The 18,970-nt window shown below is 56.8% G+C and carries 14 protein-coding genes and 1 pseudogene; 12 read left to right on the top strand and 3 right to left on the bottom strand.

What is annotated here, in order from left to right; genetic code table 11:
* Positions 1-464 precede the first annotated feature (464 nt).
* Positions 465-4,676 carry a S6 family peptidase gene (locus J1C59_RS19015; RefSeq protein WP_167498241.1) on the top strand — a complete coding sequence of 1,404 codons (4,212 nt, stop codon included), beginning with the start codon at positions 465-467 and terminating at the stop codon, positions 4,674-4,676.
* 74 nt (positions 4,677-4,750) lie between these two features.
* On the opposite strand, the gene J1C59_RS19010 is transcribed toward J1C59_RS19015, so the two are convergent.
* Together J1C59_RS19010 and J1C59_RS19005 are read right to left on the bottom strand one after the other, a co-directional pair.
* A complete protein-coding gene (locus tag J1C59_RS19010) occupies positions 4,751-4,954 on the bottom strand; it encodes an Hha/YmoA family nucleoid-associated regulatory protein (RefSeq protein WP_128086395.1) in 204 nt (67 codons plus the stop codon).
* Positions 4,955-5,183: 229 nt separating this feature from the next.
* Complete coding sequence (locus J1C59_RS19005; protein ID WP_277933483.1) at positions 5,184-5,597, bottom strand: PACE efflux transporter; 414 nt, start codon at positions 5,595-5,597, stop codon at positions 5,184-5,186.
* Between the two features lie 1,195 nt (positions 5,598-6,792).
* Between J1C59_RS19005 and J1C59_RS19000 the strand changes: the two genes are divergently transcribed.
* From J1C59_RS19000 to J1C59_RS18990, 3 genes and pseudogenes are all read left to right on the top strand, one after another.
* Entirely contained in the window at positions 6,793-7,329 is a 537-nt protein-coding gene (locus tag J1C59_RS19000; RefSeq protein WP_128086393.1) for a tetratricopeptide repeat protein, read from the top strand.
* 87 nt (positions 7,330-7,416) lie between these two features.
* Positions 7,417-7,864, top strand: a pseudogene (locus J1C59_RS18995) (sigma-70 family RNA polymerase sigma factor).
* Positions 7,861-8,640 carry an anti-sigma factor family protein gene (locus J1C59_RS18990; protein WP_128086391.1) on the top strand — a complete coding sequence of 260 codons (780 nt, stop codon included), beginning with the start codon at positions 7,861-7,863 and terminating at the stop codon, positions 8,638-8,640. The pseudogene J1C59_RS18995 and the gene J1C59_RS18990 overlap by 4 nt, the downstream one beginning before the upstream one ends.
* A 13-nt stretch (positions 8,641-8,653) precedes the next feature.
* On the opposite strand, the gene J1C59_RS18985 is transcribed toward J1C59_RS18990, so the two are convergent.
* Entirely contained in the window at positions 8,654-9,235 is a 582-nt protein-coding gene (locus J1C59_RS18985; protein ID WP_128086397.1) for a YceI family protein, read from the bottom strand.
* Positions 9,236-9,929: 694 nt separating this feature from the next.
* Here J1C59_RS18985 and arnB point away from each other — a divergent pair.
* The 8 genes from arnB to J1C59_RS18945 all read left to right on the top strand — a co-directional run bounded on the left by arnB (position 9,930) and on the right by J1C59_RS18945 (position 18,955).
* Entirely contained in the window at positions 9,930-11,066 is a 1,137-nt protein-coding gene (gene arnB / locus J1C59_RS18980) for a UDP-4-amino-4-deoxy-L-arabinose aminotransferase (RefSeq protein WP_128086390.1), read from the top strand.
* 1 nt (position 11,067) lies between these two features.
* Positions 11,068-12,051 carry an undecaprenyl-phosphate 4-deoxy-4-formamido-L-arabinose transferase gene (arnC, locus tag J1C59_RS18975; RefSeq protein WP_128086389.1) on the top strand — a complete coding sequence of 328 codons (984 nt, stop codon included), beginning with the start codon at positions 11,068-11,070 and terminating at the stop codon, positions 12,049-12,051.
* Positions 12,048-14,027 carry a bifunctional UDP-4-amino-4-deoxy-L-arabinose formyltransferase/UDP-glucuronic acid oxidase ArnA gene (gene arnA, locus J1C59_RS18970; protein WP_128086388.1) on the top strand — a complete coding sequence of 660 codons (1,980 nt, stop codon included), beginning with the start codon at positions 12,048-12,050 and terminating at the stop codon, positions 14,025-14,027. The genes arnC and arnA overlap by 4 nt, the downstream gene beginning before the upstream one ends.
* The gene (gene arnD / locus J1C59_RS18965) at positions 14,027-14,929 is read left to right on the top strand and encodes a 4-deoxy-4-formamido-L-arabinose-phosphoundecaprenol deformylase (protein ID WP_128086387.1); all 903 of its coding nucleotides are present in this window, start codon (positions 14,027-14,029) and stop codon (positions 14,927-14,929) included. The genes arnA and arnD overlap by 1 nt, the downstream gene beginning before the upstream one ends.
* Positions 14,929-16,596: a lipid IV(A) 4-amino-4-deoxy-L-arabinosyltransferase gene (arnT, locus tag J1C59_RS18960; protein ID WP_140916784.1), complete on the top strand. Its 1,668-nt coding sequence runs from the start codon at positions 14,929-14,931 to the stop codon at positions 16,594-16,596. Before arnD ends, arnT begins: the two co-directional genes overlap by 1 nt.
* Complete coding sequence (gene arnE / locus J1C59_RS18955) at positions 16,596-16,916, top strand: 4-amino-4-deoxy-L-arabinose-phosphoundecaprenol flippase subunit ArnE (protein ID WP_128086190.1); 321 nt, start codon at positions 16,596-16,598, stop codon at positions 16,914-16,916. The genes arnT and arnE overlap by 1 nt, the downstream gene beginning before the upstream one ends.
* The gene (arnF, locus tag J1C59_RS18950) at positions 16,913-17,278 is read left to right on the top strand and encodes a 4-amino-4-deoxy-L-arabinose-phosphoundecaprenol flippase subunit ArnF (RefSeq protein WP_128086183.1); all 366 of its coding nucleotides are present in this window, start codon (positions 16,913-16,915) and stop codon (positions 17,276-17,278) included. The genes arnE and arnF overlap by 4 nt, the downstream gene beginning before the upstream one ends.
* A gap of 150 nt (positions 17,279-17,428) precedes the next feature.
* A complete protein-coding gene (locus J1C59_RS18945) occupies positions 17,429-18,955 on the top strand; it encodes a Fic family protein (RefSeq protein ID WP_128086184.1) in 1,527 nt (508 codons plus the stop codon).
* The last annotated feature ends 15 nt before the right edge of the window (positions 18,956-18,970 follow it).

Here is an 18,970-nt window from a genome sequence, read left to right as displayed (position 1 = left end):
GAATTATTCGCACTCTCGCGATTCAGATCATTCTTTAGATATTCAGCTAATAATTCAGGCATAAACCTTCTGAAGGTAGGATCTCTACACTAACGAGTGATGAGATTTTTATCCTCCGATGTTTTCATTAATTTTATCCCGCGCATCTGGCATGCATTTATAAGAATCTGTTTTGTTTTATTATTAAAAATAAACATAAGTTATTATTTTGCACTGCATTTCTATTTGCAAGTAAAACAGTGTGTTAGCTTTTATTTTACAGGCGGCGCGCTGTTTTTTTTGATTTGAATCAACTATTAAGTCAAATCAGAATTCAGTTAGTAATTGTCCCGATGTTAGGATTTGCCTGGTTAAAGGATCTCTTAAATAAGAATAATTTTTGCAGGAGCAACCCATTGAGACACTTTGGAAGCGCAGCGATTTGTTGCACCTTTTTTATCTGCACGAAATCTTACGCGGGCATTATGCTTAATAACATTGATGTTCAGCAGTATCGTGATTTCGCTGAGAATCTGGGGAAATATAAAGTCGGAGAGGAGAATATTGCCGTCTACAACAAAGATGGCTCGCTATCGGGCTATCTTGATTTTCCTATGCCGGACTTCGGCGGCGTCGCTAATTTAGGGTACGCTACCCTGATCTCGCCTTCTTATATCGCCAGTGTGAAACATAATACCGGCTATAAAACGGTATCATTTGGCAACGGCGCCTCCTACAGCACCACCTATAAGCTGATCAATCGTAATGAGGACAGCGCAAAAGATTTCCATGTGCCGCGCCTGAATAAGGTGGTAACGGAAGCGGCGCCTTACAGCTATGTCTCTGAAGCGGACTTTCGGGCCGACATCCAGACACGTTACGCCTGGTATACGCGACTGGGTACGGGCACACAGGAGCAGATCAACGACGATCAGACAGAACGCGTGCATCTGGCCAGTGCTTATAAATGGAAGTCAGGCGGCACAATCAGCGCAGAGAGCGTGCGCAAATTCTCCTACAGCAACTGGTTGCGCTACTACAATCTGGGACCGGACGATCCTGACACCACGCCACTTTCGATCGGTGCCAATGGCGGCGACAGCGGCAGTCCGGTCTTTGCCTTCGATTCTGTTGATAAGCAGTGGAAACTTGTCGCGGTTCATCAGGGCTATGACAGGGATGCCGGCCTCTACTTAAAGCGTGCGACGGCCACCTATATTCAGGGGGATTTTATCGATGCCGTACAGGCTGCGAATACCTCGCCGGATGTGACGGACAGCGATACCAGCGCGGTTATCAACTGGAACAGCGATGCCATTTTACAGGGTGAGAATAGCTGGACATGGCAGGGCCTGGCGAAAAAGTATGAGAGCGTTGCCCCTGCAAAAGCCTCCATTAAGGAACTGGATGCGACCAAAGATCTTCGCTTCAATGGCGCAGGTGGCGTGATTTCCCTGAATACGCCGGTGAACATGGGCGCGGGTAAGCTGCAGTTTTCGAATGACTACCGGGTGACGTCAGCCGAAGGCGTCAATGCGACCTGGGCAGGCGGCGGTGTGGAAGTGGACGCAGGCAAAGACGTTCTGTGGCAGGTGAATGGCTTAGCCAGCGACCCCTTACATAAAATTGGCGCAGGAACCCTCCATGTGAACGCAGAAGGGGTCAATCCGGGTTCGCTGAATGTGGGGGATGGCACCGTGATCCTGGATCAGCGTGCCGATGCCAAAGGTAAAAAAAGGGCCTTCTCTTCCATCACCGTGGTCAGCGGGCGTCCCACCGTTGTGCTGAACGATCCCAATCAGATTTCTGTCGATAAGATCTATTTTGGTTATCGTGGCGGCCGTCTGGATTTAAACGGTAACACGGCCAGCGTGAAAAAAATCAATCATACCGATGAGGGTGCCAGACTGGTTAACCACAGTGATGCCCCCTCCACCCTTAATATGACGGGATACACCGTGGCAGACGTTCCCTTTAACACCTTTCAGGAGAGTAACCCTAAAGGCACGCCGGGCGACATCTATGTGTATAACAACCCCTACACCGAAGAAACCGAGTATTTCCAGTTAAACACGACATCATACTGGTATTACCCGACAGATAAATCGTCGACCTCTACCTGGACCTATCTCGGCACCGATCCTGACAAGGCCATCGATCATCGGCTGACGCAGCTGAATGTTCAGGTCTTCCGCGGCTTTCTGGGGGAGACACTGAAAGAGAAGCTCAATGGCGTCATGAACGTCAATATCATGCCGCGCAATGCCACCGCGATCTTCGCGCTGACGGGCGGGATGAACCTGAATGGCAATCTGGAGGTTAAGAACGGCACCGCGATTCTTTCCGGTCATCCGGTTCCGCATGCAAACAACGTTATCATTGATGATGACTGGGAAACCTCTCTGTTTGCCGCCGATCAGATCAACGTCGGTAAAGGTGCCCATCTTCAGGTTGGTGAGTATGCGGGCGTTAAAGCCAGCGTAACCGCTGCGGACGCTGCCACGCTCTCCTTTGGTTACAACGACAGTCAGCAGAAGGAGGAGAAAAGCTGGCGCTGCTACTCCGTGATTTACACAAATGATGTCGCCTGCAGCCAGCCAGTGCGTAATGCAGATGAACTGGCAAACTTGCCCGCCAGTGAAGTCCAGGGTGATGTCCAGCTGGGCAACAACGCGTCGCTCTATCTGGGGAAAGTGAACTACCAGGGCGCAGTGACCTCTGCCAGCAGCAGCATCATGACAATGGATGCTAATGCAAACTGGACGATGACAGGTGACAGTTATGTTGGGTCGCTGCTGGCGAAGCGGGGAGCGATGCTGTCGATGGTGCCTCAGGGCAACTGGCGTGCTAAAACCCTGAGCTTGGATACCCTGGATGCGACCGGGATGAATCTGGTGTTAGGCGTTAAGCCCTCCTCGCTGGAAAGCGACAGGCTCATCATTAACAATTCGGCGACGGGCAGCGACAACCTGCTGGATGTGGCCCTGCTGATGGGCAATGAAGAGCAGGTTGCACTGACACAGGACCTGGTGATGGTCGATGCACCGGCTGGCACTCCGCACAGTTACTTCGCCTTTGCCAGCAGTTACAGGGGGTTCAGTATTTACTCTCCGAACTATCAGGTAAAGGATGAGAGTGATCGCGTGCAGTGGGTGCTTAAAAGTAACAAAGCCGCCGAACCTGAACCCACGCCAGCGCCGGAGCCAATGCCTGATGTCACGGAAACCACCCCAGACCCAGCGCCTGAGGTCACTGCAGAACCCGAGCTGATGCCGGAACCGACGCCGGTGCCTGAACCTGAACAGACCCCTGCGGCTGAGCCAACGCCAGAGCCGGAGCCAACGCCAGAGCCGGAGCCAACGCCAGTGCCGGAGCCAACCCCAGCGCCGGAGCCAACCCCAGCGCCGGAGCCAACCCCAGCGCCGGAGCCAACCCCAGCGCCGGAGCCAACCCCGGAACCGGAGCCAACCCCGGAACCGGAGCCAACGCCAGAACCAGAGCCAACTCCCGCGCCGGAGCCTGAACCGACTCCAGCACCTGAACCCGCGCCTGCACCGGACGTCACGGCTGAGCCTGACGCCACCCCTGAACCGGCAGAAAACCAGGCGACCGAGGTTCAGAACGCCGAAGAAACAGCCGAAGCGGAGGAGCCTGCAAACGCCAGTGAGAAGGCGAAAGCAGAGGCAGAAGCTAAAGCAAAAGCGGAAGCCGATGAGAAAGCAAAAGCTGAAGCCGAAGCTCAGGAAAAAGCCGGGGAAGAAGCCCCTGAAGCGGCCTTTAACCCGGATGACTGGTTTACGATTTACGACAACCTGCCACTGATCCAGCGCACGCGTGCGCTGATGGCATCACGTCAGTACATTTTCAGCGAAGCTGTCAGCCAGTTACATAAACGCACCGACATGCTGCGTGCCTCACCGGAAAGCAGTGGTTCCTGGGCAATCCTTGAACAGAGAAGAGGACGATTCCTCGGGCTGAAAAACCATCAGCAGACCCTGAACGTTGGCTGGGATACCCGCAATGAGGCGCAGACAGTGGGCTGGAGCGCCAGCTATACGCAGGGTGAGGTAAAAGGGGAGGGCTATGAAAAACACCGGCTGGGCACCGTCGGCGCCTACTACTCCTGGCAGTCTGAGCAGGGATGGTTTATCGATGCCGCCAGTCGTTACCTCTATCTTGATCAGACGTTATCGCTGGATCCGACGCTGAACATCAATGGCATCAGGAAAGAGAGCCATATGCTCGCCGGCAGTCTGCGCAGCGGCTACCAGTTCGCGCTGGCTGACGATACACTGTTTATTTCGCCTTACGTGGGCGTCAGTGGCGGTGTGATGTCCGGTTATACGCTGAAAGGCGAAGATGCCAATGTTTCTCTCAGCTCATCAGCGCCTTACGCCACGACGACCGGGATCATGGCGCAGAAACGCGGCCTGGGTTCTCTGTTGCCCGGAGTAAAACTGAGCGCAAGTCTGGAATATCAGTATTCGCCAGGTAAAAACGGGTCGACCACCACGCTTTCGGACCGGCAGTCGAATCGCCAGTACAGTGCGTGGTCTGACAACCGCTATCGCAGCAGCGTGAGTCTGCAGGGGGAGATTGCATCTGATCTGTCGCTTATCGCCAGCGTTGAGAGCAGTTTTGGCGGGACGTTTAAAACGGATTACAGCGGTCAGGTTGGTTTTGCCTGGCATTTCTGATACCGCGTAATCATTACAGAGCCTCACCGGCTGTTCAGCGTGAGGCTCTGTTCGTTATGCCGTGCGATTCAGGCTCAGCACACCTGCCGCCAGACCTCAGCCGGTACTTCGCTGTAGGTCTCATTCATAATCAGCTCAGCTTTACGATGATCATAAGCGCCTTCAAAAGAGGAGAGATCATCAGAAGGCAATTTTTTCCGCATATAGCTGGTCACGATCTCCAGAATATCGGTTGACGGACAATTTCTTAATTTATTCAGATAATAGACTTTATTCATAATATTTTGCTGAGGTTAACCTGTAAAAAATGAGCTAGTGGACGGTCTCGACGTATCTACGCTGATGCGCTGTCATATCAATGCCGTCAGAAAATAACGCGGGGTCTGACAGCCGATATAGATGTCTCTTTCGCCAGTCAGGCATCAGATGTCTGCTGCTTCGGATACCTCACTGAACCGGCCAGACGAAAGAGCGTGGATTATAAGCGTAACCCGTTGAATGAAATTGCTATTTTCTGCTGTATGCAGCGCGCCCATAATCCCATAGCAGATTGAACAGCCAGGTATAGACCAGAAAAAAGAGCACCAGACCACATTCCAGTTTCAGCGCGGCGAGCAGCGTAATATCCAGCCACCATGCGGCAAAGGGGATTAATACCCATAGCAGACCCGCTTCAAACAGAACGGCATGCAGGCAGCGAATCCGCCAATCTTTTTTAAAACCGATGCGCAGCTGAACGCTGTCAAACATCAGGTTGAACAGATAGTTCCATCCCATCGCCAGCGCTGATGAAACCACGGTTAACAGGGCTGACTGTGCAGGCGCCGCGGAAGCCCAGAACATCAGGATAATGAAAACCAGACTGTTCGCGGCGACTTCGAAAATAACCGCATGCAGCATTCTTTCCGTTCGGGTGCGCACCGGCGATAAATCGTATTCCAAACCAGGCTCTCAATAATCAGTCAGGCTCCGCGACGGATACCCGTAATTGCAGGATAACCGCGTGACCCCATGACGCTGTTCAGCCACCCCGGATACCCCTGTTTTAAAACCGTTGAGAATTTAGCATCGCCCTCTGAGAATGTGAAACATCCCGGCGCGCCGCCACCTGAATCACATTCAGAATTGATGCTTATCAACTTTACCGATGCAGAGTTCACGATGGTCGGTTCAGTCGTCACTCCGCTCAACCCCCACTCTGTGGTTATCCTGAACCGCTCAGTTCACTTCTGGCGACCTGTCCGGTCCCTCTCTTTTGTATTCAGAGTGATGATAGCAAGTTACGATCGGAGTGAAACATTAAAACAGTAATTGGCGTTTATATAGATTTATATTCTTATATTTATGTTTTAATTAGAAATATATCTTGAGGGGAGGGTTTGAATTTCTCTGCGGCCGGGCGATCATGGTGAAAACGCAGGCTTCGCCTCAGGTCAGCATTCGGTGATCTGAAGAAAATATCAGGCAGGGCTGGCCGATCGTGAGTCTGAGATCCGATACCCTCCCGGCCTGATCTTCCGTCTCTATCCGGTAAGGGAGCCGCGGAGAAATGTCCGGCGTCTCTGGATTATGTTTTCCCAGGTGTGCCTTTGATCGGCGGCGGCTTTACTGCATCCGTCAATCGCGAACAGCGCGATGCGATAAGAACTAAATGTCGTCTGACGGCGCTGAGTTGCAAGGTTCGCTTTGCTTCTGAATCTGACGTTATCAGGCTCGACGCGAATGAATTAATCCTGTTGAAGACAATTCGGGGGCTTAAATGCTTAACATTATCGTTGCAGGCGCTACCGGCTGGGTAGGGCGCGAACTGATTGCTGAAGACATGATGCTGGCTCGTCAGCTAAACCCTATGTCGCAGGGACTTTACTTGCTGCGCGAGAGGTGAGAAACATCACCGGCCTGTTACGGGGCATAGAAGCGCTGATATGAACTAAGCCCGGCGTTACCTGGCAGAGAAAAAAGGGCGACGGCGAACGGCGAGGGCAGGCTGACAAAAAATAGTGCTGTTTTTATCGAATAGAAACCGCTGCTGAGCTGTTTACTACAGAGTGCTGCAACCGCGCACGGTAACCGGCAGGCGTCAGCGTCTGCCCCACAGCCCCGATGAGGATAAATGATGACAACGCGCTCTGGTATTTCTCTGTTTGCCGTCCCGGCACTGTTACTGATGCTGCACGCGCCGCTGAGCATGGCGATGGGCGATAACGACAGCGAGAAAAAAACGCCCGACTGCCCTAAAGGCCAGGTCTATGACAGTCAGACGAAAAGCTGCGTGCCCGAAAAGACCAGCAGGCTGAGTGACGGCGATAAAACGCGCTATGCGTACCATCTGGCGAAAAAGGGTGACTATCAGGCTGCCCTGAACCTGCTGGATACGCTGAAAAATCCCGATACCCGCGAAGCCTGGAACTACCGTGGCTATGCCACCCGCAAACTGGGGCGCACGGATGAAGGGATTGGCTATTATCAGCGTGCGATTGCACTCGATCCCCGTTATGCGAAGGTACGTGAATATCTGGGAGAAGCCTGGCTGATTAAAGGGCGTCCGGACCTGGCGCGCGAACAGCTGAAAACGATTGCCGGAATCTGTGGCACCGGGTGCGAGGAGTACCGCGATCTGCAGGCCGCCATTCAGGGCCATCCTGAGGTCTGATACGGCAGGGAGGAGCGTAAAATCACTCACAGCGACATCCGTCAGCATCTCGCAGAGCATCTGACCCGGCTCTGGCGTTACGGCTATGTGCTGTCACACGATCGTGACCTGGCAGAAGAGCTGGTAGTCAACCTGCGTACGCGCGCTGGAACGCAGCGCGCAGTTCACGCCAGGCACACGCATGGATCGCTGGCTCTTCTCGATCCTTCACTCCATCTGGGTCAGCGATCTGCGGGCGCGAAAGGTCCGCCAGGGGCAGGGATTTGCAGACCCCGATGCACTGCTGGCCAGTGACACGCACGCCCTCAGCGACGACAACCGCCAGTTCCGGCGCATTATGCAGCAGGTTAACGCCCTGCCGGAGGCACAGCGAAACGCGCTGTTTCTGGTTTACGTTGAAGGACTGACCTATCAGGAGGCGGCAGAAACCCTCTCCGTCCCGATTGGCACCATTATGAGCCGTCTGGCCGCTGCCCGGGCCACACTGGCCAGGCAGACGGCGACCGCCCCCGCACCGCAGGAGAAACGGCGATGAGCAGAGAAACGTTTACGCCACCCTGGCGCGATGAGGCCATCGTCGCCTGGCTGGATGGTGAGATGACCCCGCAGGAAGCCGGGCTGTTTGAGCAGGCGCTGGCTGACGATCCCGATCTGAACCGGCGGGTTGAGCAGTTCCGGCACAGCAGCCTCGACTTCGGGCAGGCGTTTGCCCCGCTGCTGGAGCAGGCGCCACAGGCCAGAATGGCCGAACGACTGGCGGCCATCACGCCACCGCCCGCTGCCAGAACCTATAGCCGCCGCGCCCTGATTGCCGCTTCGGTAAGTTTTCTGCTGGTGGGCAGCGGCATCGGTCTGCTGGCCAGACCGGGCGAAGAGAGGGAGGATGAAAGCCAGAGTATTCGCGATCTGGAGGCACGGTATATGTCGCTATACAGTGCTGAAACACTGGCCGATCTGCCGGATGATGGCGTCCTGTTGCAGAAGGGGCTGGACCGGACACGGCTCGACTTAGGGTTACAGCTGCACCCGCAGCAGTTGCGCCTGCCGGGTGCTGAACTGAAAATGGTCCGGATCCTGCGCTATGAACGGACTTCAATCGCGCAGATCGCCTGGCTGCACGCGGATTACGGCCCGATGGCGCTCTGTATCTCACCGGCCCCGCACGGCCCGGAGCCGATCGCCCGTGAACGGCGGCATGGAATGGAGCTGGCCTGGTGGAATCGGGATGGCTTCCAGTATGTGCTGATTGGCCGCAATCCGGCTCACCAGCTGGCGGCTATCGCCACTACCCTGCAGACCGCGCTGGCGTAGTCTGGCTGCGCCTTCAGCGGAGCGGGGCGTTCACCTGCGCGGCAATCGCCAGCGCAATGTTCACCCGGTCATCCACCACCCCGACCAGCCGATCCACCCGGAATGCGGTGCGGGAGATCGCGGTTGATGCGTGCAGCGCCAGCGAGCGCGAAGCAGGATCGATCGCCTCACCGCTGTCGAGCGAGGCGAGCATCATCACCGGCCGGCTGACATCTTTCACCGTCAGCACGCCAAAAATCCGGTACTGACCGCTGCCCAGCGCGACAACGCGGCTGCTGACGAAATGAATCTGCGGGTAGTGCTCCGCATCAAAAAACAGATCGCTCTTCAGCTGCCAGGTGAGCAGGCTGTTTGACGCCACCAGCGTGCCCACCGGGATACTCACTTCGACATGGTTATCACGGTCGTCATCCGGATTCAGTATCACGCTTCCGGTCACGCCCTGCAGTCTGGCCTGCGAAAAATCGTGACCAAAGGCACGCCAGGAAAGACCAATGGTTGTTTTATCCGGAATAATGGCATAAGTCATCGGTGCGGCATAAAGCACCGGGCTGAGCAGGGCAAGCAGAGCGCATAAGCAGGCGGCACGGTTCATCACTATTTTCTCTTTTTCTGGCAGACCCAACGTTAACGCCTGACTCCGCGATTCTATTCAATTTTTAGCACTGTTTTTACGCTGCGGGTACATTTTATCGGAAAGATATTAACTGAGTGTTGCTTCATTTCACCAGAAAATAACGATTAATGTGAGGTCGGAACAAGAGTAACCGGCAATATTAAGATTACATTAAGACGATTTTATTAAACCGGCGATTCCGGCGCGCGCAAAGCTACCGGTTTTCCGGCGATCGCACTGCATTAAACCGGCATTAGCGAAGCGATAAAAATCAACGAAAGGTAAACGCCGACCCGATCGTGACAATTTATGGATCGGGCATTTCCTGCGGCTGTTACCGGTAAAATTCGCTGATTTATAAACACATTATCAATGAAATGAAAAGATTAAGGATAAGGGAGAGTATCTGTGAGTGGTGAGTGAACTTTTTCAGCGTTCCTTAACTGATGCCTCGTTGATTTTATTGTTATTCATCTCATCCATTTAATGTTCAGTTAACTTTTGTGCGGTAGCTTGTATTAGCAGTCCGGTAACCTTAATTCCATAACGGGAAAATTGGGGCGCAACAGCGCTATTGCCGGGCGAGAATAAACCGCTATTCAAATTCTTTTTCCGGCGTTGTGCCTGATTAAAACGCGCGACAGCTTACAGGTTGATCTGCAGGAGTTTTAGCATGGATTTTTTGCCCTTTTCCCGCCCTTCGTTCGGTGATGAAGAGCTGGCTGCCGTTAAGGCCGTATTTGATTCGGGATGGATTACGACCGGAGCAAAATGCGCCGAACTGGAGCAGGCCTTTGTTCAGCTGACCGGCAATCAGCACGCCATTGCGGTCAGTTCTGCCACGGCGGGGATGCACGTTACGCTGATGGCCATGGGGATCGGGCCGGGCGATGAAGTGATCACCCCCTCCATGACCTGGGTCTCAACCCTGAACCTGATTACGCTGCTGGGCGCGACACCGGTCATGATTGATGTCGATCCTGACAACCTGATGGTGACGCCGGAACAGATTGCACAGGCGATTACCCCGCGGACGCGCGCCATCATTCCGGTGCATTATGCCGGTGCGCCCGCCAATCTCGACCCGATTTATGCGCTGGCTGAACAGCATGGCATCGCCATTATTGAGGATGCTGCTCACGCGGTGGGCACCACCTGTCATGGCCAGCCGGTGGGTCACCGCGGCACGGCGATATTCTCGTTCCACGCCATTAAAAATATTACCTGCGCAGAAGGCGGTCTGGTCGTGACGGATGACGCCGCGCTCGCCGATCGCATCCGCAGTCTGAAGTTTCATGGCCTGGCAGTCGATGCCTTCGATCGCCAGACTCAGGGACGGCTGCCGCAGGCGGAAGTGATGATGCCGGGCTTCAAATACAATCTGCCCGATATCAGCGCGGCGATCGCGCTGGTTCAGCTGCAGAAACTGCCGGGCTTTATTGCCCGCCGTCGTGAGATCGCGGAACGCTATCTGGCGGCGCTGCGCACGCTGCCGTTTACGCCGCTGTCACTGCCCGACTGGCCCCATGAGCATGCGTGGCATCTGTTTATTATCCGGGTGGATGAACAGCGCTGCGGCCTGTCACGCGATGCGCTGATGCAGGCACTGAAAGCGCGGAACATCGGCAGCGGCCTGCATTTCCGTGCGGCCCATACCCACAAATATTATCGCCATCACTATCCGAATCTGTCGCTGCCCGCCAGCGAACGCAATAGTCAGCAGATGTGTTCGATCCCGCTGTTCCCGTCGATGACGGACCAGGATGTAGAGCGCGTCATTCAGGCTTTACATGACATTGCCGGAGCCTGAGATGCGCGATATTCAACCTATTAATATGCTTTCCGTGGTGATCCCGGTCTACAACGAAGAAGAGAGCCTGCCGGAGCTGTTACAGCGCACCGGCGCCGCCTGCGACGGTATCGACCTGGAGTATGAAATTCTGCTGGTGGATGACGGCAGCAGTGACCGATCAGCCGAACTGATCGAACAGGCTGCCACCCTGCCCGATAGCCGGGTAAAGGGCGTGCTGCTCAACCGTAACTACGGTCAGCACTCCGCCATCATGGCCGGATTCAGCCAGGTGCGCGGCGATCTGATTATTACGCTTGACGCCGACCTGCAGAATCCGCCGGAAGAGATCCCGCGTCTGGTCGAGGCCGCCCGTCAGGGATATGACGTGGTGGGCACCGTCCGGCAGCAGCGCCAGGACACCTGGTTCCGTCGTAAGGCCTCGCGCACGCTCAACCGCTTAATCCAGCGCGTGACCGGCAAAGCGATGGGCGATTACGGCTGCATGCTGCGCGCCTATCGCCGTCACATCGTCGATGCGATGCTGAACTGCCATGAGCGCAGCACCTTTATCCCGATTCTGGCCAACACTTTCGCCCGTCACACGATTGAGCTGCCGGTCATCCATGCCGAGCGCGCCTTTGGCGATTCGAAATACAGTTTTATGCGGCTCATCAACCTGATGTACGACCTGGTGACCTGCCTGACCACCACACCGCTGCGATTGCTCAGCGTGGTCGGCAGCCTGATTGCCCTCTCCGGTTTTGCCTTCTCGCTGGTGCTGATCATCCTGCGACTCTTCTTTGGTGCGGCGTGGGCGGGGGATGGTGTCTTCGTCCTGTTCGCCGTGCTGTTCATGTTTATCGGCGCCCAGTTTGTGGGTATGGGACTGCTCGGGGAGTACATCGGGCGCATTTACAACGACGTTCGCGCGCGTCCGCGCTATTTCGTTCAACGCATTGTTCAGGCTCCTGAAGAGCCTTCAGTACAGGATACTCAATCATGAAGACCCTCGTTTTCGCCTATCACGACATGGGCTGTGTCGGCATCAATGCGCTGCTGAAAGCAGGCTACGAGATCACCGCCATCTTTACGCACAACGATGTGGCGACCGAAAATCCGTTTTTCGGCTCGGTAGCCCGTCTGGCGGCAGAACACGGCATTCCGGTCTATGCGCCGGACGAGGCAAATCATCCGATCTGGCTCGACCGCATCCGCACGATGGCACCAGAGATGATCTTCTCTTTCTACTATCGCAATCTGCTGAGCGACGAGATCCTGCAATGTGCCGAAAAGGGGGCTTTCAACCTGCACGGCTCGCTGCTGCCGAAATACCGTGGCCGCGCCCCGCTGAACTGGGCGCTGGTGAATGGCGAGCGCGAAACGGGCGTGACGCTGCATCGCATGGTGAAGCGCGCCGATGCCGGGAATATTCTGGCTCAGCAGAAGGTTGCCATTGAGGAGCAGGACAACGCGCTGACGCTGCACCGTAAACTGACCCAGGCTGCGGAGCAGTTGCTTGCCGACGTGCTGCCACGCCTGCGTCAGGGGGATGTGGCGGAGTGGGCGCAGGATGAGAGCCAGGCGTCCCGCGTGGGCCGTCGCACGGCTGAAGATGGCCGCATCGACTGGAATCAGCCCGCCGAAGCCATCCACAATCTGGTGAGAGCGGTCACCGATCCCTGGCCTGGCGCGTTCGCCTTCGCCGGTTCGGTCAAATTCATCGTCTGGAAGAGCCGGGTTCATCCTCAGCAGCAGCAGGCGAAGCCTGGCACGGTGATCTCTAAGCAGCCGTTCCTGGTCGCCTGCGGTGAGGGCGCGCTTGAAATTCTGACCGGCCAGTCTGAGCACGGCGTGTACATGAACGGCAGCCAGCTGGCGCAAAGTTTAGGCATGGTGCCGGGCGCGCTGCTCTATTCCAAACCGCAATCGGTTCTGCAGCGTCGTACCCGCGTGCTGATCCTGGGCGTCAACGGTTTCATCGGCAACCATCTTACAGAGCGACTGCTGCAGGATGAGCATTTCGAGGTTTACGGGCTGGATATCAGCTCCGACGCCATCAGCCGCTTCCTCGATCATCCGCGCTTCCACTTTGTGGAAGGGGATATCGCGATCCACTCAGAATGGATTGAGTATCACATCAAAAAATGTGACGTCATTCTGCCGCTGGTCGCGATCGCTACCCCGATCGAATACACCCGCAATCCGCTGCGCGTCTTTGAACTCGATTTCGAAGAGAACCTGAAAATCATCCGCGACTGCGTGAAATACCAGAAGCGTATCATTTTTCCGTCCACCTCTGAGGTGTACGGCATGTGTACGGACGACAGCTTCGATGAGGACACCTCAAACCTGGTGGTGGGACCGATCAACAAGCAGCGCTGGATCTACTCGGTCTCCAAACAGCTGCTGGACCGCGTCATCTGGGCTTACGGCGAAAAAGAGGGGCTGCGTTTCACTCTGTTCCGTCCTTTCAACTGGATGGGCCCGCGTCTGGATAACCTCAATGCGGCGCGTATCGGCAGTTCCCGCGCGATTACGCAGCTTATCCTGAACCTGGTGGAAGGCTCGCCCATCAAGCTGATCGATGGCGGCAAACAGAAGCGCTGCTTCACCGATATCCGCGATGGCGTTGAAGCGCTGTTCCGCATCATCGAAAACAAGCAGCAGAACTGCGACGGGCAGATCATCAACATCGGTAATCCGGACAACGAAGCCAGTATCAAAGAGCTGGCCGAGCAGCTGCTGTCCAGCTTCGAGCGTCATCCGCTGCGCAGTCAGTTCCCGCCGTTTGCCGGTTTCCGCGAAGTGGAGAGCAGCAGCTACTACGGCAAAGGCTATCAGGATGTGGAGCACCGTAAACCGGCGATCCGCAATGCCCGTCGCTTACTGGGCTGGACGCCAACCGTCACGATGGATGTCACGATCGACAATACGCTGGACTTCTTCCTGCGCACCATTGAGCAACAGGCTGATAAGTGATGAAAAAGATTGGTCTGCGGATTGACGTAGATACCTGGCGCGGCACGCAGCAGGGTGTGCCGACGCTGCTGGAGCTGTTTCAGCGTCACGCGGTGCGGGCCAGCTTTTTCTTCAGCGTCGGGCCGGACAACATGGGCCGCCATCTCTGGCGGCTGATCAAACCGGCTTTCCTCATCAAGATGCTGCGCTCCCGCGCAGCATCGCTCTATGGCTGGGACATTCTGCTCGCCGGCACGGCCTGGCCCGGTAAGCAGATGGGGCGCGGCCTGCGGCATATCATTCAGGATACCGCCCGCTATCACGAGATGGGGCTGCACGCCTGGGACCATTTTGCCTGGCAGACCTGGGCGGGTGTCTGGCCGCAGGATAAGCTGGTTGAGCAGATCGCGCGTGGCACCGAGACGCTGAGTGAGATCCTGGGCCATCCGGTCAGCTGCTCGGCGGTGGCCGGCTGGCGCGCCGATGGCCGGGTGCTCGCGGCCAAGCAGGATTTCTGCTTCCACTACAACAGCGACTGTCGCGGCACCGGGCCTTTCCGGCCTCTGCTGCCGGATGGACAGATTGGCACCGTTCAGATCCCGGTGACGCTGCCGACATGGGATGAGGTGGTTGGCCGTGAGGTCAGCGCGGAAGGCTACAACGACTATATTCTGGCGAAGATGCTCGCCGCAGATGACGGGGCGGTTTACACCATCCACGCTGAAGTGGAAGGCATCATCGGCTCCCCGGACTTTGACCGGCTGCTGACGGCGGCTGCCCGCCATGGCATTCAGTTCTGCCCGTTAAACGAGCTGCTGCCCGCCGATCTGAATACCCTGCCGCTGGGCCGGGTTGTCAGAGGGGAAATCGCCGGCCGGGAAGGGTGGCTGGGTTGTCAGAAACTCACTGAAGAGGCGAACTAGTGCGGATACGTAACAACACGACGTGGTTACTTTTTTTCAGCTTTTTTATCCTTTATTACCTGATCCCGCCGGTGTTCCGCGATCTCTGGCAGCCCGATGAGACCCGCTATGCGGAGATCAGCCGTGAGATGCTGGCAAGCGGGAACTGGATCACCCCTCACTTCTTCGGCCTGCGCTACTTCGAAAAACCGGTAGCCGGTTACTGGATCAACTCGCTGGGGCAATGGCTGTTTGGCCATAACAATTTCGGCGTGCGGGCGGGGTCGATCGCCTCCACGACGGTCACCGCGCTACTGATTTACTGGCTCGGCAGACGGCTGTTTGGTTCTGCGCGCACCGCCGCTGTCGGCAGCGTGATTTTCCTCAGTTCGCTGCTGGTCTATGGCGTCGGCACCTATGCGGTGCTTGACCCCATGCTGATGCTCTGGCTGGCGGCGGCGATGTGCAGCTTCTGGCTGGCGACCGAGGCCAGCGGGCGCGCCGGGCGCGCAGGCGGTTATCTGCTGCTGGGGCTCGCCTGCGGCATGGGCTTCATGACCAAAGGGTTTCTGGCGCTGGTGGTGCCGGTCCTGGCGATCCTGCCTTGGGCGATCTGGCGGCAGCGGCTGCGGGAACTCTTCTGCTACGGACCACTGGCGCTGCTCTCTGCGGCGGCGATCAGCGCCCCCTGGGCGCTGGCGATCTATCATCAGGCGCCTGATTTCTGGCACTACTTCTTCTGGGTGGAACATATTCAGCGCTTCGCAGAGGAGAATGCGCAGCACAAAGCGCCGTTCTGGTATTACCTGCCGGTGCTGCTGCTTGGCACGCTGCCGTGGCTGGCGCTGCTGCCTGGCGCCTTGATGAGTGGCTGGCGTGAACGCCGGCAGCATCCGGGCGCGCTCTATCTGCTGAGCTGGACGGTGATGCCGCTGCTGTTCTTCAGTCTGGCAAAAGGCAAGCTGCCGACCTACATCCTGCCCTGTTTTGTACCGCTGTCGCTGCTGATGGCGCACTACGGCCTGAATGCTGCGCAGCGGGCAGGGCGGGTGTTAACCGTCAACGGCTGGATTAACCTGATTTTTGGTATCCTGACCGTGGCGACGGTCCTGCTGGTGCTGGCGCCGTGGAGTGTGACGCACCATCCGCTGTTCGCCGCGCAGGAGAAGCTGAAGCTGGGTCTGGCAGCACTGGCGTTTCTCGTCTGGGGCGTGGCGGGCGCGTACAGTTGCCGATCCGCTCCACGCCGCTGGCTGGTCTCCGCGCTCTGTCCGCTGGGGGTGGCGCTGCTCATCGGCTCTGCGATCCCGGAGAAAATTCGTGACGCTAAGCAGCCGCAGAACTTTGTCTCGGTCACGGGTGATCGGCTGGCGGCCAGCCGCTTTATCCTGGCGGATAACCCCGGTGTGGCCTCCGCCGCCGCGTGGCATCTGCACCGCAGCGATATCGGTTTCTATGATTCCAAAGGCGAGCTGGAGTATGGGCTGAGCTACCCCGATGCGCAGTCCCGCTTCGTCTCTGCGACAGACTTCAGCCGCTGGCTGGCGGCGCATCGCCAGCTGGGCAGCGTGTCGCTGCTGCTGCTGGTCGACTCGGTTCACAGCGATATCGATGAGGAGGTTCCGGTGCCGGATGCGGTGTATCGTCAGGGCAGGCTGGTCAGCCTTTACTATAGCCAGTTGAAATGATGCTGCTGCTGATTGTCCTGGTCAGCCTGCTCAGCTGCAGCGCGCAGCTCTGCCAGAAGCAGGCGACCCATGCGCTGTCACGTCAGGGGCGGTTAAGCTGGATCGCCTTCAGCATGCTGTTGTTAGGTGTCGCCATGCTTCTCTGGCTGCGGGTGCTACAGCAGGTGCCGGTGAGCCAGGCCTATCCGATGCTGAGCCTTAATTTCATTTTCGTCGCGCTGGCCGGGCGGCTCCTCTGGCGCGAGCGACTGACGCTGCGCCAGATGGCGGGCACGTTGCTGGTGGTAACCGGCGTGGCACTGATGGCGAGTCAGCTATGAAAGGGTATGGATGGGTGGCCTGCAGCGTGCTGCTGGTTTCTGCGGCACAGTTAATGATGCGCTGGGCGATGCCGCGGCTGCCTGAGTTCAGCAGCCTCCTGTCGCTGCCTGCGGTGGCTATCCTGCCCGCCCTGATGCTGCTGGCCGGGCTGGGGGCCTATGGCGTCTCGATGCTCTGCTGGATCCGGGCGCTGCACTTTTTCCCGCTCAACCGGGTCTATCCGCTGCTGAGTCTCAGCTACGTGCTGGTGTGGCTGGTGGCCGTCAGCCTGCCGGTATTTCAGGAGGCTTTCAGCTGGCACAGTCTGGCCGGTGTGGTGATGATTGTTGCCGGTCTGCTCTGCATCGTGGTTAAACCCTGACGCATCAGTGTCGTTATTGTTTTCGCATTATCCCGCCATTTTATTATCGTTTTCAGGCGGCCGTTAACGCTTTCCCGATAGCGAAATTAACGTTTTCGTGATAGAACTCCTTTCTGTTACCGTTTTCATTCGACAGATAAAGGATTCGTTATGCTGGTCGGCTTCAGCGCGCTGCGCGAACGTTATGCAATTGAACTGGCGCAACCGTTGCGCGTGAAGTCGGCCATCGGCACGGTACGATCCCATCACGAGAGCCAGGGACGGGTAGAGAATCACTATCCGCCTGGCTATCAGCCGGAAGATTCTTTTGCCGGTCACTTCGCCTTTGGCCTCAAATATGAAGAGATCCATCTTGAGTTCTTTGCCCGGCTGTTTACGGCCATCGGACCTGAACCAGTGGAACAGTGGTGTCGCCAGGAGCCGTTCGGGCAGTATGCGCGGCGGGCCGGATTTTTCTATGAATGGCTGACCGGCAGCCCGCTACAGGTGCCCGATGTGACCAACGGCGGTTATGTCGAGGCCATTTCATCCGATGCCTGGCTCACCCGCACCACGCTGAAGCGTAACCGCCGCTGGCGCATCAACGATAACCTGCCGGGCTCGGCAGATTTCTGTCCGCTGGTGCGGAGAACGCCCGCCGTTGAGCAGGCGCTGGCCTTCGATCTGAATGACGCCTTAAAAGACCTGGATAACGCCTTTGGCGCAGATATTCTGATGCGCACCGCCAGCTGGCTGACTTTTAAAGAGTCGCGCGCCAGTTTCCTGATTGAAAAAGAGTCTGACCAGGGCGACCGCATCCAGCGCTTTGCTCATGTGATCGCGCAGTATTGTGGGCAGCTCGACGATCCGCTCAGCGAGGAGAGCCTGCATACCATACAGCAGGGGATTCTGGGGCAGGATGCGCTGGGCCTGGGGCTGCGACGTTCACCGGTGTTTGTCGGACAGTCGACGATGCGTGAAGATATCGTCCACTATATTGCGCCACACTACGAGGATGTCCCGCGCTTTATGCAGGGGCTGAAAGCCTTTGAGGAGGCGACAAAGGGCGCCGCGCCGCTGGCCCGGGCGGGCGTTATCGCGTTTGGTTTTGTCTATATCCACCCGATGCGCGACGGCAATGGCCGCATCCACCGGTTTCTGATCAATGACACGCTGAACCGGGATGGCGCAATACCGGACGGCGTCATCCTGCCGGTTTCTGCCACCATTACCAGCTCGATGGATTTCCGGGTCGGCTACGATCGCACGCTGGATCTCTTTTCTAAAAAACTGATGCGGCGCTATGCGGGCTGCTACCGTTTTGGCGAACTGAAAACGTATGAGGACGGCACCCGGAGCAACTTCATTTTCAGCGACTATGAGGATGCCCGCTTTGCCTGGCGCTATCCCGATCTGACCGAGCATGTTCTCTACACGGGCAGAGTGATCGAGCATACCGTGCGAACCGAAATGGCCGATGAAGCGCGGGTGCTGGTTCTGTTTCAGCGCGCCCAGCAGCAGCTGAAGGAGGTGGTTGAGATGCCGGATCAGGATGCCAGCCGCATCATCCGGTCATTGAAGGAGAACGGCTGGCAGATTTCCGGCAAGCTGAAAAAAAACTTCCCGCTGTTTGAGGATGATGCCACCTCCCAGCGTATCGTCGAGGCGGTCAGATCGGCGTTTGAGACAGAACAGTGAGTGTGCAGTACATCG

Origin of the sequence: Pantoea deleyi, assembly GCF_022647325.1 — a bacterium.
GTDB classification, from domain to species: domain Bacteria; phylum Pseudomonadota; class Gammaproteobacteria; order Enterobacterales; family Enterobacteriaceae; genus Pantoea; species Pantoea deleyi.
The sequence above is the reverse complement of the archived record's forward strand: the minus strand, read 5'-3'. Positions and strand labels throughout refer to the sequence as shown.